Source organism: Dactylosporangium sp. NBC_01737, assembly GCF_035963215.1.
Lineage (GTDB): Bacteria > Actinomycetota > Actinomycetes > Mycobacteriales > Micromonosporaceae > Dactylosporangium.
Window position 1 is genome coordinate 8,808,660 of record NZ_CP109153.1, and the last position, 15,512, is coordinate 8,824,171.

Consider the following 15,512-nt stretch of genomic DNA (forward strand, 5'->3'; position numbering starts at 1 on the left):
GCCGCACCGCCGAGGCCGGCGACCTGCGGTGATCTGATCAGGCCTGCTCCACCAGTTGGCCGCGCTCCGCCCGGGCCGGCGCAGCGCGGCGCGTGGGCCTGCGCCGCCCACGCTCGGTGCGTCTCCTCGCGCAGGTCCGCCGATCAGCGCAGGGCCGGTCGGCGCGCCGGCAGCAGGGCCGGCCGGGCGGTCACCACGCCGGGCTCGGGTCCGTCGCCGTGGCCGGGCCGCCGCCGAGCTGGGCCCGCAGCTCCGCCAGGGCCTGCCGGGCCTGGGTGGCGCCCTCGCCGGTCAGCCGGTACAGCCGCCGCGCCGGCCGGCCCGCCTCGGACGGGTCGATGCCCTCCCACTGCCGCTCGACCCATCCCGCGTCGCTGAGCCGTTGCAGGATCGGATACAGCGTGCCGCTGGCCAGGCCGCAGTGCTGCATCAGCTCAAGGCCGTAGTGGTCGGCGTGCGGGTCGGCGAGCAGCGCCGCCAGCACCCGCGCCGTCGGCACGGTGATTCGCATCCACGCACTATATCGCCGGTCTACATAGGGCGCCAACGCGCCCGCCCGCGGCTCTGCGGGACTCGCGGTCATGGACGAGGACCGCCTGCGCATCGACGACTTCGTCCCCGCGGCGGGCGGCGAGTGGTACGGGCTGCTGTTCGCCAACCCGACCCTCGGGCTCCCGCCGCAGCTCACGTGGTCGTTCACGTTCCCGTTCCAAGAGGTCCCACGCTACGACGACACGGTGCTCTCGCTCACCGTCGAATGGCTGCCCATGCCTGCCGCCGCCGACTGGCGCAGCGTCGCCGGGCAGCACCTGACCTGCGCCGGGTTCGCCGAGCCCGCCGAGGCCAGCGTGTACCACTCCATCCACCACCGCTTCGAGAAGGTCGACCTGCACCTCGTGGAGCAGCGGGACCGGTCGCTGCGAGCCGCCGCCACCGTCTCCGGCGACATCGACCGCCTCGGCGTCGACCCCGTGCACGCCGACGCCTGGCTCACCTTCACCGGCATCCTGGTCCAGCTGCCCGACGTGACCGACCCCGACGAGGCACTGACCCGGCTCGCCGACGTCACCGACACCAGCCACCTGACCTTCGACCCCACCGGCAGCACCGCCGCCCTCCGCTTCACCCCGCGACAGGACTGACCTTCGTCGAACCTTGACGCCACCCCTACCGTCGGTGGTGTCGCGCCTGCTGAAGACCGTTGGGAGTTTGGTCACTGAGTCGGCATGATGGGTGCGGTGTTCACCGACCGGCGGTCCCGCCACGACCGTGTCTCCGCCTCGCTTGCCGCCCGTGATGACGACGAACTGACGGCGCTGCTGCAGGCGGCGCCCGGCGGCGCCGTGGGTGTGGGTGGTGGCGCCGCGACGGTCCACGTCGACGGTGTGGCGGTGTTCGCCAAGCGCATCCCGATCACGGACCGGGAGCTGGCCAGCCCGCACAGCACGGCGAACCTGTTCGACGTGCCGGTCTGCTGCCAGTACGGCATGTACGCCCTCGCCGGCCCGGGCTTCAGTGCCTGGCGTGAGCTGGCCGCGAACGCGATCGTCACCGAGGGGGTCCTCGCCGGCGAGACTGCGTCGTTCCCGCTGCTGCACCACTGGCGGGTGCTGCCCGGCCGCCCGCCCGTCGCGTCCGAGCACCTCGACGTCGACGCCGTCGTCGCGCAGTTCGGCGGTTCGCCGGCCGTGCGGCGACGCCTGGAGGAGCTCGCCCGCGCCACGTCCAGCCTCGTGCTGTTCCTGGAGCACGTGCCCCTGCCGCTGCCCGACGCCCTGACCGACCCGGTCGGCAGTGCCGAGACGATCGAGCGGCAGCTGTTCGAGATCGTGGCGTTCCTGCGCGGGCGCGAGCTGCTGCACATGGACGGGCACTTCGGCAATCTGCGCGCCGACAACGACAGGATCTACCTCGTCGACTTCGGGCTCGCCACGTCACCCCGGTTCGACCTGTCGCCCGCCGAGCGTGACTTCGTGGCGTACCACGCCGCCCACGACGCCGACTACGCCTCGATGCGACTGGTGAACTGGCTGGTCACCGCCGTGTGCGGGGTGCCGGTCCGCGGTGCGCCGGTCGCCCGCAACAGCTACGTGCGCCGCTGCGCGACCGGCGCCATCCCACCGGACGTGCCGGCGCCCGTGGCGGCGATCCTCGCCCGGCACGCGCCCGCGGCGGCCCGGATGAACGACTTCACCTGGCGCCTCTTCGCCGGCGACATCCACGCGAGATACCCCGCCCCGTAGCGGCGGCTCAGCCGGGGCCACGGACCTGCAGCAGGCCGCGGTCGCGGAGCAGGGCGAGGCGATCGGGGGGCAGGCAGGCGGGCAGGTTCCGTTCAAGGTCCGCCAGCTCCACGTCGACGGCGTACACGACGAAGTCGTCGGTGGGCGGCAGCGACCCGGTCCAGTCGAGAGTGTTGAGGTCCGCGGCGACGGCGCAGAACAGCCGCCGGGCGCGTTCGCTCCCGCGTGGGCGGGGCCCGCCGACGTCCTCGGCGTCGATGAGGGCCAGTTCCTGCCCGAGCAGCCGGGCCGTGTCCGCCACCGCGTCGAGGTCGGCCTGAGCCTCCGCCGCGAGGTCGTCGGGGTTCCAGACGGCGTCGCCGGAACCTTGCGCCAGCAGGGTCCTGCGGTCTGCGTCGAGGCCCACGTGCACCAGCACGTCGAGCGGGTTCGCGGACGCGTACGCCAGCACGACGCAGTACGCGGCGCCGTCGGCGGCCAGTGCGGCGACGGTTGCCGGGATCGTCCTGACCAGTTCCCGGTGGACCGCCCGGCAGGCCTCGTCGACGGTGAATGCGGGTGGCGGGCGTTCGTAGCGCAGGTCCGCGGCGTCACCGGAGTGGACCTCCAGGCGGCGCAGGCCGTCGGCGTCGTGCTCGGCGCTGATCGACGTGAAGGGCCTGACCGGCTCGAGCCGCCGTCCCGGGGTGCCCGTCGCGCTGCCGTGGTACACCCAGATCCAGGTCACGTGCGGGCCCGTGTACCGGTACGCCTCGTACCCGCCGCCGTGCCGGGCGACCGTGGTGGCGGAGCGGATCCGTCCCGCCTCGAACCGGTACCGGTGCAGGTAGATCGGCGTGCCGTCGGCGTAGAAGTGCGCCTGCTCCACGAGCCCGGCGCCGGCGTCATGGTCGCGGTAGGTCTCGTAGTACAGCCGGCCGTGCAGGAAGCCGCTGTACTCCAGGAACGCGACCGGCCGGTCGGCGGCGTCGAAGCCGATCCGGCAGTGGTCCCGGTCCAGCGGCGGGCGCTCGGCGAGCGGCCGCCCCGGTTTGCGCAGGTCCCGTTCGTAGTGCAACGGCCGGAGGTCGAACGCGTCGTGGCTGTACCAGTCCCAGCGGACCACGGCGTCGTGCGCGGCGGACCGGCGCGACGCGTACTCCCCGGCGAGGCCCTGGAACCGGGTGTCGAGGTCGGACACCTCCGTGCCGGCCGTGTACGAGACGCTGCCGAGCCCCTGTGCGAGCCAGTCGGCGCCTTCCGGGAGGAGGTCCGCCAGCGCGGTCCGGGCGTCACCGTCGAACCTGAAATCGCCGTGCGTCCCGAAGCAGCGACGAGCGAGCAGGTCGAGCAACGCCCGCTGGTCGCTGCCGAGCGGGACGCCGTCCGGGAACGGGAACACCTTGCGGCGCAGCTGGACGGCCCATTCGTCGGCCTGGTAGACGACGCCGCTCGCGGTACCGAGCAGCGCGTCGAGAGCGGGGACCAGATCCGCCAAGGGCACCCGGTCGACGGCGGCGGGCAGGATCCGGAACAGGTACAGCGGACCGTACGGCGGCAGCAGCGTCTTGTACCACCCGGCCGCGTCCGCCTCGATCAGCGCGTCCCGCAGCGCCCGCGTGCCGGCTGCCCCTCCGGTGTGCACCGGCGAGAGCGCGGCGGCGGCCCGTACCAGCGGATCCGGATCCGAGGCGATGACCGGCGTCGTGTCGTAACCCCATTCTTGCAGGCTGACCACCACGACGACCCTGGTGGTCACGTCGAGGGCGGCAAGGGCGTCGCCGCGCAGCCAGCCGGCGGCCTCCGACCGGTGATGGGCCAGCTCCGGCGCGTCGAGCAGGCAGGCGTGCAGCGCTTGCAGGGCCTTGCCCGCGACCACCGGGTCGGCGTCGGTGCGCAGCGCGACCGCGGCGGGGTACACCGACGGCCGCAGTGCCCGGCAGGCCGCGACGTCGTCGGGGCAGCCGGCCAGGCGATCCTCCGGTTCGGCGGCGGCACGCATGACCGACGCCACCCAGCGCAGCAGGGCCGCCCGCACCGGCACCACACCGTCGCGGGTGCTGACGGGTGCCAGCGTGCGGGGATCGCCGAGCGCGGCGACGGCGAACGTCACCGCCGGCGCCGTCGCGCTGCAGAGGCTGCCCGAATGGTGGACCATCGAGTACAGGTCGGACAGCGCCTGGTCGCGACGGCCGGCGTCGCCGTCCAGCAGCGCCGCGAGGATCTCGGGCGTCGAGGGGGACACCGAGTCCCCGTCGTAGCTGTGCTGGACCGCGGACCAGTCGGTCTGTGCCAGCACGTCCTCGGGTCGCATCGGCGCAGCATAGAGCGGCCCGGACCGGGTGTTCTACGCTTCGGCCGTGTACGACGACCTCGACTTCGCCGCCACCGGGATGCCCGGCCTGCTGCGCGGGCTGATCGACCCGGACCCGGAGGTGCGCGGGGTGTCCCTGGACGCGATGCGCAACGTGGGCGACCTGGACCGCATGCTCGCCACGGTGCCGTTCCTGCTGGAGGTGCTGCGAACACCTGGGGTTCCGGGCCGGGACGGGATCGCCGAGCTCCTCGCGAGCATCGGCGCCGCCGGCAACTGGCCGTTCGAGGTGGCCGGTGACGATGACGAGTTCGGTGCGACGGTCGCGCGGATCGGGCGGGCGCGGCAGCTGATCGCCGGCGGCGACCTGCTCGGCCTCGCCGCCGACCCCGACCCCTGGCTGCGGGCCGCCATGCCGCCGCTGCTGACGATCCGCGAGGACGATCCGCGGGTCGCGGAGGTGTTCACGAGCCGGTTCGATGTGGAGACCGACGGCGACGCGCGGCGGGCGCTGCTGGACGGGCTCGGCCGGATCGCCGCCCGCACCGGCGACGCGGGCATCGTCGCGTACCTGCTCGGCGTCGCCGCCGCGGCACCGGAGGCCTCCGTGGCGGCCGCCGCACTCATCGCCGCCGCTCGCGCCGATCCCGCCCTGGTACCCGTCACCGGCGCCGCCGGTCTGCTGGAGCGGGCGTATGCCGAGCCCGCCGGATTCACCACCGAGACAATGACCGGTGCGGTCCCGGAAGGCCGCCGCGCACCGCATGCGGCCCGCATGATCGACGGGCTCACCGACGCCCTCGGCCCGCGCGTCGCCGACCGCGGCGCGATCCTGCGGGAACTGCTGGGTTCGCCGCACGCCGACGTGCACGGCGACGCACTGCTGGGCGCCATCACACTCGTCGAGCGCTGGCGGGGCGAGCACGCCGAGGTCATCCGCGCGATCGGGCGGCGCCTCTCGCACCCGGACCCGCGGGTCGTCGGCCACACCGCGGTCACACTGCGGTGCTGGGCGCCGCTGACCGCCGTGGTCGCCGAGCCCGTCGCGGCGGCACTGTCCACTCTGGACGCACTGCCGTGGCGGGACGGGCTGCCGACGTGGACCGTCCCGTCCCGGTCGGAGCCACCCGGCCTGCACCCGACCCTGGAGGTCCTCGCCCGGCTCGCCGACGAGCGGGCGCTGCCGATGCTGCTCACCACGCTGGAGCTGCGGCAGCGGCCGCGCGACTCGGGGTACCTGCTGGCCCGGTACCCGCGGCACGCCGAGCGGATCGTCGCCGCGATGCTGCCGGTCCTGTCCGCACCCCGCGCGGCCGGACGGCACGGGATCCACGTCGCACTCCAGGCATTCGGCGTTGCGGCGGCTCCGGCGGTACCGTGGCTGCTCGCGGCGCCGCTGGACGATGACGCCGCCACGACGCTGGGTCGCATCGGCCCCGCGGCCGCCGAGGCCGTCCCGGCGCTGCGGGCCGCGGCGACCGGCGACGACGCGAGACTCGCCGTCGCCGCGGCCGGCGCGTTGTGGCGGATCGAGGGTTCGCCGGCGGTGCTGCCGTTGCTGGCCGCGCACATCGACGGACCGTGGGGCACGGCTGCCCTCGCGGCGATCGCCGAGCTCGGCGCCGCGGCCGCGGACGCCGCACCGGTTGTCGCGACGGTCCTGGGCGCCCCGGACGGGGACCGGTGGCGGCCCATGCACGCGGCCGTCGCACTGTGGCGGATCACCGGCGACGCCGACCGGACGGCGCCGGTGCTGACCGCCGCCTGGCACGGCAACCCGCACACCCGCAACGCAATCGTCGCCGCTCTCGCCGGCCCTGGCGCGCTCACCGCCGGCCCGCTCGCCGCGGCCTTGGAGCCGCTGCTGCGCGCCGAATCGGCGGACCCGCGCCGGTACGGTGCCCGGGAAAGAGGCTGGTCCAGCAATCAGGTGACCAACGACGAACGCCTGCTCGCCGCGTGCCGCGCCGCACTCGCCGGCACCGGCGGAGTCCCGGCATGACGATCGAGGTCCACGACTACGACCCGGGCTGGCCCGAGCTGGCGCGGCTGGCCGTTGCCGAGCTGGCCGCCGCGCTGCCCGGGCGGCTCCAGGCCATCGAGCACGTGGGCAGCACCGCGGTGCCGGGTCTGGCCGCGAAGCCGGTCATCGACCTGATGGCCGCGACGGCCGCCCTCGACGCCGTGACGGCGGCCGACGACGTGCTGGGGCGGCTCGGGTACCGGCGGCTGGAGACCGGCATGCGCGAGCGGCTGTTCTACCGGCGGGAGGGCGAACCCGCCGCCTACCACCTGCACGTCGTCACGGCCGAGTCGTGGGACACCCGCAACGAGCGGCTCCTGCGCGACCACCTGCTGCGGCACCCGGCCGACCGCGACGCGTACGGCGCGCTCAAACGCGAGCTCGCCGCCGCCGGGCACGACGGTGACACGTACACCCGCGCCAAGACCGCGCTCATCCAGCGCATGGTCGACGCGGCGCGGGCGGGCAAGGGCCTGCCGCGGGTCGATGTCTGGGAGGACTGAGCGGCACTCAGCGTCGTAACAGCAACGCTGCCGCATGATGTCGCGCATGCGAGCGGTCATGTTCCATGCGTACGGTCCGCCCGAGGTCCTCACCGAGGCGGAGGTGCCGGCGCCGGTGCCGAAGGGCGACCAGGTGCTCGTGCGGGTGCATACCACGACGGTGACGTCCGCCGAGTGCGGGATGCGCCGCGGGGAGCCCCGGTGGGGGCGGCTGATCCTCGGGCCGCGCCGCCCGCGCAAGGGCATCCGCGTGCTCGGGCTGGAGTTCGCCGGTGAGGTCGCCGCGGTCGGCCCGGCCGTGCGCCGGACCCAGGTCGGCGAGCGGGTCTTCGGGTTCACGGGCTTCGGCGTGGGCGCGAACGCCGAGTACAAGTGCCTGTCCGAGCGGGCGTCGTTCACCACGATCCCGCCCGGCGTCAGCTACGCGGACGCGGCGGCCAGCGTCGACGGGTTCACCACCGCCTGGTACTTCCTGCACACCCTCGCCAAGATCCGGGCCGGGCAGCGGGTCCTGGTCATCGGCGGGTCCGGCAGCATCGGCACGTACGCCGTCCAGGTCGCCGCCCACGCCGGCGCGGAGGTCCACGCCGTCTGCAGCGGCCGCAACGCGGCGCTGGTGAAGGAGCTCGGCGCCGGCCGCGTCTTCGACTACACCGTCGAGGACTTCACCACCAGCGGCGAACGCTACGACGTCGTCTTCGACACCGTCAGCCGCAGCTCGTTCGCCGCGTCCCGGCCGGTCCTGGCCCCGCGCGGCTGCTACCTGCCGACGACCGGCCTGGTGAACAACGTCCACGCGTGGCGGACCGCGGTCACCGGCGGCCCCCGCGTGCGCACCGGCATGTCGGTGCGCAAGCACGCCGCCCTCGCCGAGCTGCGCGAACTGCTGGCCCAGCAACGGATCCGCGTCGTCATCGACCGCACGTACCCGCTGTCGGAGATCGTCGAGGCCCACCGCCAAGTCGACAGTGGACACAAGACCGGCAACGTCGTCATCACGGTCGTCGAGGGCTGAGCGCGGGAACTCCCCGGCCGCCCGGCGTGGCGGTCGGGGAGTCCGCGTGCGCGCTCAGGCGGATGCGGTGAGCACGGGAGAGCGCGGCGACGACGTGATCACCGAGGCGGCGATCAGCCACAGCGGCAGCAGCAGGTACACCACCATCGCCGCGGGGCCGAGGACGCCGGCGACGCCGAGGACGACGGTGGCCACGGCGAACCACTTCGGCAGGGTCGACGGCCGCGGTCGTGGTGCTGACGATGTTCGAGGACGACGACTCCGTCTTCGCCGCCATGCGCGCCGGCGCCCGCGGCTACCTGCTCAAGGGTGCCGAGCAGGACGAGATCGTCCGCGCGATCCGCGCCGCCGCCGCGGGCGAGGCCATCTTCGGCCCGCAGATCGCCCAGCGGATCATCGCCCACTTCGCCGCCGGCGCCGGGTCGGTCGCGGCGGCGTTCCCGTCGCTCACCGACCGGGAGCGGGAGGTCCTGGACCTCGTCGCCGCCGGCAAGGGCAACGCGACGATCGCCCACGACCTGATGATCAGCCTCAAGACCGTGCGCAACCACGTGTCGAACATCTTCACCAAGCTGCAGGTGTCCGACCGTTCCCAGGCGATCGTGAAGGCCCGCGAGGCCGGCCTCGGCGGCGCCTGAGCCGCGGCGACGTATCATGGCGCGCAGTGCTGGTTCGCTCCTGCCACCGCAGGGGCGTCGTAAGAGGGAACCCGGTGAGAATCCGGGGCTGCCCCGCAGCGGTGAGCAGGAACGACCGCCGTCATGAGCACTGGGTCCGCGAGGGCCTGGGAAGCGACGGCCAGTAGGTGACCGGAGACGGTCGTGCCCGCGAGTCCGAAGACCTGCCCGCACCGCGTGCGCGACCCCGCGCACGCCGCCGACGGCTGCGCGGGCTGGCCAGGGCGACCCGGTGCGGGTCTCGCGCCGCGGTCCGCCGTGCTGTGTCCTCCCGGGTGGTCGTCGACCACCTCGAGGGAAGGGACACCGGCGTGACCACGACGCCATTCGGCCTGAGCACCGTGCTCGGCTACCCGCGCATCGGCCCCGACCGGGAGCTCAAACGAGCCCTGGAGTCCTACTGGGCCGGTCGCATCGACGCGGCCGCACTGCACCGCGTGGGCGCGCAGCTGCGCGCCGGCGTGTGGCGGGACCTGCGCCGCACCGGCGTGGACGCGATCCCGTCGAACACGTTCTCGTTCTACGACCACATGCTCGACGCCGCGGTCGCCGTCGGCGCGGTCCCGGACCGGTTCCGGCGCCTGGGCCTCGGCGAGCTCGACACGTACTTCGCGATGGCCCGCGGCACCGTCGGCGAACCGGCGCTGGAGCTGACGAAGTGGTTCGCCACCAACTACCACTACCTGGTCCCGGAGATCGGCCCGGACACCGTCTTCGTCGCCCGGCCGGGCAAGCCGGCCGCCGAGTTCGCCGAGGGCCGCGAGCTGGGCATGACGACCCGCCCGGTGCTGGTCGGCCCGGCCACGTTCCTGCTGCTGTCCAAGGCGGCGGCCGGCGCGCCGGAAGGGTTCCGGCCGTTCGACCGCCTGGACGACCTCGTCACCGTGTACGGGGAGCTGCTCGCCAAGCTCGCCGACGCCGGGGTCGTCTGGGTCCAGCTGGACGAGCCGGCGTACACCGCCGACCGCACGGCCGCCGAGGTCGACGCGTTGCGGGCCGCCTACACGCGGCTCGGCGCCCTGCAGCAGCGGCCGCGGCTGTTCGTCGCGTCCTACTTCGGGGAGCTCGGCGACGCGCTGCCGGCGCTGCTGGCCACGCCCGTCGAGGCGGTCGGCATCGACCTGGTCGCCGGCCCCGGCAACGTCGCCCGGCTGGCCGGCTGCGGGCCGATCCCCGGCCGGACGATCGTCGCCGGGCTGGTCGACGGGCACAACATCTGGCGCACCGACCTGCGCGCCGCCGTCGCCCGCGCCGCGGTGCTCACCGGCATCGCCGACGACGTCGTGGTGTCCACGTCGTGCTCGCTGCTGCACGTACCGGTGGACCTCGACGACGAACCGGGCCTGGACCAGCAGCTGCGGGCGCGGCTGGCGTTCGCGCGGCAGAAGGCGGGCGAGGTCGTCCAGCTCGGCCGGGCCCTGCGCGACGGGGTGGCGGTCCTGCCCGAACCGCCAGGGGCACCGCCCGCACAATGGCGCGACGACGAGGTCCGGTCCCGCCTCGCGCAACTGCCGGCCACCAGTCGCGGCGCGTACCCGGACCGCGCGAAGGCCCAGCAGGAACGGCTCGGGCTCCCGCCGCTGCCGACCACGACGATCGGATCCTTCCCGCAGACCGGCCGGCTGCGCCAGGCCCGCGCCGCGCTGCGTGCCGGTACCCTCGACGCTGCTGGTTACGCCGAGCGGATGCGGTCCGAGATCGCCGAGGTCATCGCCCTGCAGGAACGGCTCGGCCTGGACGTGCTCGTGCACGGCGAGCCGGAGCGCAACGACATGGTCCAGTACTTCGGCGAGCAGCTCGTCGGCTTCGCCGCCACCACGCGTGGCTGGGTCCAGTCCTACGGGTCCCGCTGCGTGCGCCCGCCGATCATCTACGGCGACGTCAGCCGCCCCGAGCCGATGACGGTCGGCTGGGCCACCTACGCCCAGTCGCTGACGAACCGCCCGGTGAAGGGCATGCTCACCGGCCCGGTCACGATCCTCGCCTGGTCGTTCGTGCGCACCGACCAGCCCCTGGCCGACACCGCCAACCAGGTCGCGCTCGCCCTGCGCGACGAGGCCGCCGACCTGGAGGCCGCCGGCATCGGCATCATCCAGGTCGACGAACCGGCGCTGCGGGAGCTGCTGCCGTTGCGCCGGGCCGGCCAGCGGGCGTACCTGGACTGGGCGGTGGCCGCCTTCCGGATCGCCACCGGCGGCGTCGCCGACGACACCCAGATCCACACCCATCTGTGCTACTCGGAGTTCGGCGAGGTGCTGCCCGCGATCGACGCCCTCGACGCCGACGTGACCAGCATCGAGGCGTCCCGCTCGAAGCTGGAGATCCTCACCGACCTGCGCACCGCCGGCTACGCCCGCGGCATCGGACCCGGCGTGTACGACATCCACTCGCCGCGCGTACCGCAGCAGTCCGAGATCACCGGTGCGCTACGGCACGCGGCCGCGGCCGTGCCCGCCGACCGGCTGTGGGTGAACCCGGACTGCGGGCTCAAGACCCGCGGCTACCCCGAGGTCGAAGAGGCCCTCGCCCGGCTCGTCGCGGCCGCGGTGGAGGTCCGCGCCGAGCTGAGCTGACCGTCCGCGGCGGGGACATCCCCGGATGTCCCCGCCGCGCGGACGTCGCTCGCGGCGCACGGGCGTATCAACCTGTCCGATCATCCGGCGACATGCGCTTTCTGCCCTGCAACACTGGGATGCGGAATCGATCCCACAAACCCTCCGGGTGAACTGCGCAGTGGTGGCCCCGAGCGCGGGGTATTTCCAGATGTCTTCGAACGGCGCCTGAATGCAGAATCACAGAATGGGGCGAATGGTGAGCAAGCGCGATGACTCGAAACCAGTGAAACCGCAGCGGGCGACGGACAGTTCCGCGTCGTCGGGGCGAAGCGAGCGCGAGCAGGAGATGCGGTCCGCACGCCGGGAGATGGTCGAGCACCTGATGCGGGAGGACGCCAAGAAGAGGCGGAAGCGTTGAGCCCGTTCGAATGGGTGACGACCGCATTGGGGGTCGCGACGCTGGTCATCGGCATCGGGTCGCTGCTGTTCGTCGGGGTGCAGCTCCGCCAGGGCGCGAAGGAAACGCGAAAGGCCGCGTTCGCCGAGGAGGAAGAACGCGCGCGGCAGCGCAAGCGGGAGACGATCGACGCGGTCGCGAAGACGGCCCGGTACCGGCAGGAGTTGAAAGCGGCGCTGCCATGGAACGATCGTGATGCCGCGAGTGTGAAGCGGTTCCTGGAAGAGGCGGAGAACGACCCGAAGACCAAGGCGGCGATCCGCGCGTATTTGGATTACCTGGAGATGCTGGCAGTCGGTGCGAATGAAGGCGTCCTCGACGTCGACACCCTCGCCCGGATTCACGGCGGACGCATCGTGGCCATCGCGACGAACTACGCCGAATACATCGACCGGCGGCGCGAGGAACTGGGCACCACGACGCTGTACTCGGAGATCGGGGCGCTGGCCGACGCGATCCGGGCGTCGCCGAACGCGCCGCGGCAGGCGGTGCGACCGAACGAGCCGTCCGTGCGGTGACGCACCGGGTGGCCCCGGCGCGCCGTGCCGGCAAGCCGGCCAGTGCTCGCGGAGCAGGCGCCCGGCGTCGGGGCGGTCGGTGATGCAGTGTCCCGCAGCGTGGTGGCGTTGATGGTGACGGCGGCCCAGCTCCTGCTCGGGGCGATCGGCGTGGGCGACGAACTCGGGGACGCGGGCGATGTCCGTGGCGGTCGGGCAGGTGCACCGGCCAGTACCCGGTGGCTATCCCGAACCTCTCCTTCATGGTCAACTACGAGTCGCTCGGCGGGAACGGCCTGGCGCTGTCCTCCGGCATGGCGTCGTCCATGCACGGCGACTTCGTCAACGCCTGGAAACCGGAGAACCTCGGCCCGCTGGTGAAGATCTGCCTCGACGCGAAAGCGAAGTGCGGCATCGTGCCGTCGTTCGCCGGCGGCTGACCTTCCTTCCATACGCCCGCGGCCCCGCCATTGCGGCGGGGCCAGAGGTGTTTCCGGATGGAATTCCCATGACGATTCCAGGCCCTGCCGATAACGCTTATCTGAGAACCGTTGACATGTTCACAAGCGGTGCCGCACGCGGGGCGGGATTCGTACATTCAACGACCGTGAACATCGTCGCGGCGGCCAGTCTGTTCGTCGTCACCGCACTGTGGGCGGCCGGGCTCGACACCGCCCCGGCGGGCATCGCCGCGGCCGGCCGGCTGGCCGCGCTGTGGTCGGCCGATCTCCTGCTGATCCAGATCGTGCTGATGGCCCGCATCCCGCGGCTGGAGCGCCGGTACGGCCGCGACACCGTGGCCCGCTGGCACCGCTGGACCGGGCACGCCTCGATCCAGCTGCTCCTCGCCCACGTCGTCCTCGCCCTCGTCGCCTCGGCGAGCGCCGCCGCCGACCCCGCCCGGCACCTGTGGGCGCTGCTCACCGGCCACAGCATGCTCCTGGCGCTGCTCGCCCTGGTCGCCCTGCTGCTCGTCGTGGTGACATCGGTCCGGTCGGTGCGGCGGCGGCTGCGGTACGAGTCCTGGCACCTGCTGCACCTGTACGCCTACCTCGGCGTCGGCCTCGCCCTGCCGCACGAGCTCCTGCTCGGCAGCGACTTCCGGTCGCCGGCGGCGCGCGCGTACTGGTGGGGCGCCTACCTCGTCGCCGCAGGCTGCACGGTGGTGTTCCGCGTCGGCCTGCCGATCTGGCGCACGCTGCGGCACCGCCTCGCCGTCGACCGCGTCGTGACCGAGGCGCCGGGGCTGGTCTCGGTGTACCTGACCGGCCGCCGGCTCGACCGGCTCGACGCGCGCGCCGGGCAGTACTTCGTGTGGCGGTTCCTCGACGGGCGCGGCGCCCTGCGCGGCAACCCGTTCTCGCTGTCCGGGCCGCCCCGCGCCGACCGGCTGCGCATCACCGTGAAGACCGTCGGCGACGGCACCGCCCGCGTCGCGGCGCTGCGCACCGGCACCAGGGTGCTCATCGAGGGACCGTACGGGCGGATGACCGCCGACACGTACTCCGGCGGACCGGTCACCATGCTCGCCTGCGGGGTGGGCGTGACACCGCTGCTGGCGCTGCTGTGGGACCTGCCCTACGGCCACGCCAAGGCCACCCTCGTCTACCGCACCCGCCACCCCGACGAGGTCGCGTTCCTGCCCGAGCTGGAATGGCTCGCCCGGCAGCGCGGCGTCCGCCTCGTCCCGCTCGTCGGCCCGCGCGCCGCGCCCGGCTCGTGGCTGCCGGTCGGCTACGCCGACTACACCGACACCGAGGCGCTGCGGTCCCTCGCCCCCGACATCGCCGAGCACGACGTGTACGTGTGCGGCCCCGACGCCTGGACGCAGGCGGTGTTCCGCGCCGCGCGGCACCTCGGGGTGCCGCCCGCCCGCCTGCACCTGGAGCGGTTCGCCTGGTGAAACGGGCCCGTCGCGCGACAGCAACATTGGCGATCGACTATGGCCCGGGTTAGTGTGCAGGGGAGTGGACGCGTGCCGACGGGGAGGACGCATGGGCCGCATCGGCTTCGGGGTGCTCATGTTCCCGATCCACCGCCCCACCCACAACCCGACCCTGCAGCTCGAAGGCGACCTTGAGCTCGCGGTGCTGTGCGACCGGCTCGGCTTCGACGAGTTCTGGTTCGGCGAGCACCACTCCGGCGGCTGGCAGATCATCGGCGCGCCCGAGCTGATGATCGCGGCCGCCGCCCAGCGCACCGCCCGCATCCGGCTCGGCACCGGCGTGAGCACCCTGTCCTACCACCACCCGCTGACGCTGCTCGACCGGATCATCCAGCTCGACCACCTCACCCGCGGCCGGCTCATCTTCGGCGTCGGCGCGGGCGCGCTCGCCCTGGACGCCACCATGATCGGCCACGATCCGATGGAGGCGCGGCGGATGATGGAGGAGTCCCTCGAGGCGATGACGGAGCTGCTGCGCTTCGAGGGTGCGGTCAGCCGCAGCACCGACTGGTTCGAGCTGCGCGACGGCTACCTGCACCTCGCGCCGTATCAGGAGCGGCTGGACATCCGGGTCGCCGTGTTCCGCTCGCCGTCGGGTCCGCGGCTGGCCGGCCGGTTCGGCGCCGGCATGCTGTCCTTCGGCGCGTCCGCCGCGGTCGGCCTCGGCTCCGAGAACCCGATGACCACCGACTGGGAGATCGCGAGCGAGCGGGCCGCGGCGTTCGGCCAGGTCGTCGACCGGCGCCGGTGGTCGGTGATGAGCCCGATGCACCTGGCCGAGACCGAGGAGCAGGCGCGCCGCGAGGTGCGCTGGGGGCTGCCGTCCTACATCGGCTACATCCGCCAGATCCTGCCGATGAACGTGCCCGTCGACCTCGGCGACACCGACGCCGTCGTCGACGTGCTGCACACCGTCGGCCACGCCGTCGTCGGCACCCCGGAGATGGCCATCGAGCACATCGAGCGGCTGCAACGCATCAGCGGCGGCTTCGGCACATTCGTCATCGAGCACGCCGACCTCGCCGACCCGGAGGCGACCCGCCGATCCTACGAGCTGTTCGCCCGCCGGGTGATGCCGCACTTCACCGGCGCGCTGCGGCCGCGGGTCGCCGCGCACGAGCGGGAGCTGGCGCACGACGGGCTGACCCGCCGCACGATGGCCGCTGCGCAGGCGAAGGCGGGCGTGGAGCACTCCCGCGAGCGCGCGGCGCTGCGGATCCCCCGCCGGCGGCTGCCGCAGCACGACGCGCCGCCCACCGGGCACGGTGCGGACCAGTCATGGGCCCCGGAAGGTTGATGCGCCG

Annotated in this window: 14 protein-coding genes and 1 riboswitch; of the genes, 11 read left to right on the forward strand and 3 right to left on the reverse strand. The window is 73.6% G+C overall.

The window, feature by feature from the left end:
- Positions 1-190 precede the first annotated feature (190 nt).
- A complete protein-coding gene (locus tag OHA72_RS40040) occupies positions 191-511 on the reverse strand; it encodes a PadR family transcriptional regulator (protein ID WP_327001290.1) in 321 nt (106 codons plus the stop codon).
- A gap of 70 nt (positions 512-581) precedes the next feature.
- Here OHA72_RS40040 and OHA72_RS40045 point away from each other — a divergent pair, with 70 nt between their 5' ends.
- Together OHA72_RS40045 and OHA72_RS40050 are read left to right on the forward strand one after the other, a co-directional pair.
- Entirely contained in the window at positions 582-1,142 is a 561-nt protein-coding gene (locus OHA72_RS40045) for a hypothetical protein (protein WP_327001291.1), read from the forward strand.
- A gap of 96 nt (positions 1,143-1,238) precedes the next feature.
- Positions 1,239-2,243 (forward strand): protein kinase family protein, encoded by a 1,005-nt coding sequence (locus OHA72_RS40050; protein WP_327001292.1) that lies wholly within the window; start codon positions 1,239-1,241, stop codon positions 2,241-2,243.
- Between the two features lie 7 nt (positions 2,244-2,250).
- Here the strand turns inward: OHA72_RS40050 and OHA72_RS40055 are convergent, their stop codons facing one another.
- On the reverse strand, positions 2,251-4,536 hold the full coding sequence (locus OHA72_RS40055; protein WP_327001293.1) for a hypothetical protein: 2,286 nt from the start codon (positions 4,534-4,536) through the stop codon (positions 2,251-2,253).
- A 46-nt stretch (positions 4,537-4,582) separates the two neighbouring features.
- Between OHA72_RS40055 and OHA72_RS40060 the strand changes: the two genes are divergently transcribed.
- The 3 genes from OHA72_RS40060 to OHA72_RS40070 are packed head-to-tail and all read left to right on the forward strand — an operon-like array spanning position 4,583 to position 8,077.
- The gene (locus OHA72_RS40060; protein WP_327001294.1) at positions 4,583-6,538 is read left to right on the forward strand and encodes a hypothetical protein; all 1,956 of its coding nucleotides are present in this window, start codon (positions 4,583-4,585) and stop codon (positions 6,536-6,538) included.
- Positions 6,535-7,062, forward strand: coding sequence for a GrpB family protein (locus OHA72_RS40065; protein WP_327001295.1), 528 nt, complete (start codon positions 6,535-6,537; stop codon positions 7,060-7,062). Before OHA72_RS40060 ends, OHA72_RS40065 begins: the two co-directional genes overlap by 4 nt.
- A gap of 46 nt (positions 7,063-7,108) precedes the next feature.
- Positions 7,109-8,077, forward strand: a complete 969-nt coding sequence (locus OHA72_RS40070; RefSeq protein ID WP_327001296.1) for an NAD(P)-dependent alcohol dehydrogenase — start codon at positions 7,109-7,111, stop codon at positions 8,075-8,077.
- A 54-nt stretch (positions 8,078-8,131) separates the two neighbouring features.
- Here OHA72_RS40070 and OHA72_RS40075 read toward each other — a convergent pair whose 3' ends face one another.
- Positions 8,132-8,272 (reverse strand): hypothetical protein, encoded by a 141-nt coding sequence (locus tag OHA72_RS40075; protein ID WP_327001297.1) that lies wholly within the window; start codon positions 8,270-8,272, stop codon positions 8,132-8,134.
- A gap of 47 nt (positions 8,273-8,319) precedes the next feature.
- On the opposite strand from OHA72_RS40075, the gene OHA72_RS40080 reads away from it, so the two are divergent.
- The 6 genes from OHA72_RS40080 (at position 8,320) to OHA72_RS40105 (ending at position 15,505) form a co-directional block, all read left to right on the forward strand.
- Positions 8,320-8,715 carry a LuxR C-terminal-related transcriptional regulator gene (locus OHA72_RS40080; RefSeq protein WP_327001298.1) on the forward strand — a complete coding sequence of 132 codons (396 nt, stop codon included), beginning with the start codon at positions 8,320-8,322 and terminating at the stop codon, positions 8,713-8,715.
- A 13-nt stretch (positions 8,716-8,728) separates the two neighbouring features.
- A riboswitch (cobalamin riboswitch) is annotated at positions 8,729-8,940 on the forward strand.
- A gap of 125 nt (positions 8,941-9,065) precedes the next feature.
- Positions 9,066-11,327 carry a 5-methyltetrahydropteroyltriglutamate--homocysteine S-methyltransferase gene (metE, locus tag OHA72_RS40085; protein ID WP_327001299.1) on the forward strand — a complete coding sequence of 754 codons (2,262 nt, stop codon included), beginning with the start codon at positions 9,066-9,068 and terminating at the stop codon, positions 11,325-11,327.
- A 396-nt stretch (positions 11,328-11,723) separates the two neighbouring features.
- Entirely contained in the window at positions 11,724-12,284 is a 561-nt protein-coding gene (locus OHA72_RS40090; RefSeq protein WP_327001300.1) for a DUF4760 domain-containing protein, read from the forward strand.
- Between the two features lie 218 nt (positions 12,285-12,502).
- A complete protein-coding gene (locus OHA72_RS40095) occupies positions 12,503-12,703 on the forward strand; it encodes a hypothetical protein (RefSeq protein ID WP_327001301.1) in 201 nt (66 codons plus the stop codon).
- Between the two features lie 167 nt (positions 12,704-12,870).
- On the forward strand, positions 12,871-14,166 hold the full coding sequence (locus OHA72_RS40100; RefSeq protein WP_327001302.1) for a ferredoxin reductase family protein: 1,296 nt from the start codon (positions 12,871-12,873) through the stop codon (positions 14,164-14,166).
- A 91-nt stretch (positions 14,167-14,257) separates the two neighbouring features.
- On the forward strand, positions 14,258-15,505 hold the full coding sequence (locus OHA72_RS40105; protein ID WP_327001303.1) for an LLM class flavin-dependent oxidoreductase: 1,248 nt from the start codon (positions 14,258-14,260) through the stop codon (positions 15,503-15,505).
- Positions 15,506-15,512: the final 7 nt, after the last annotated feature.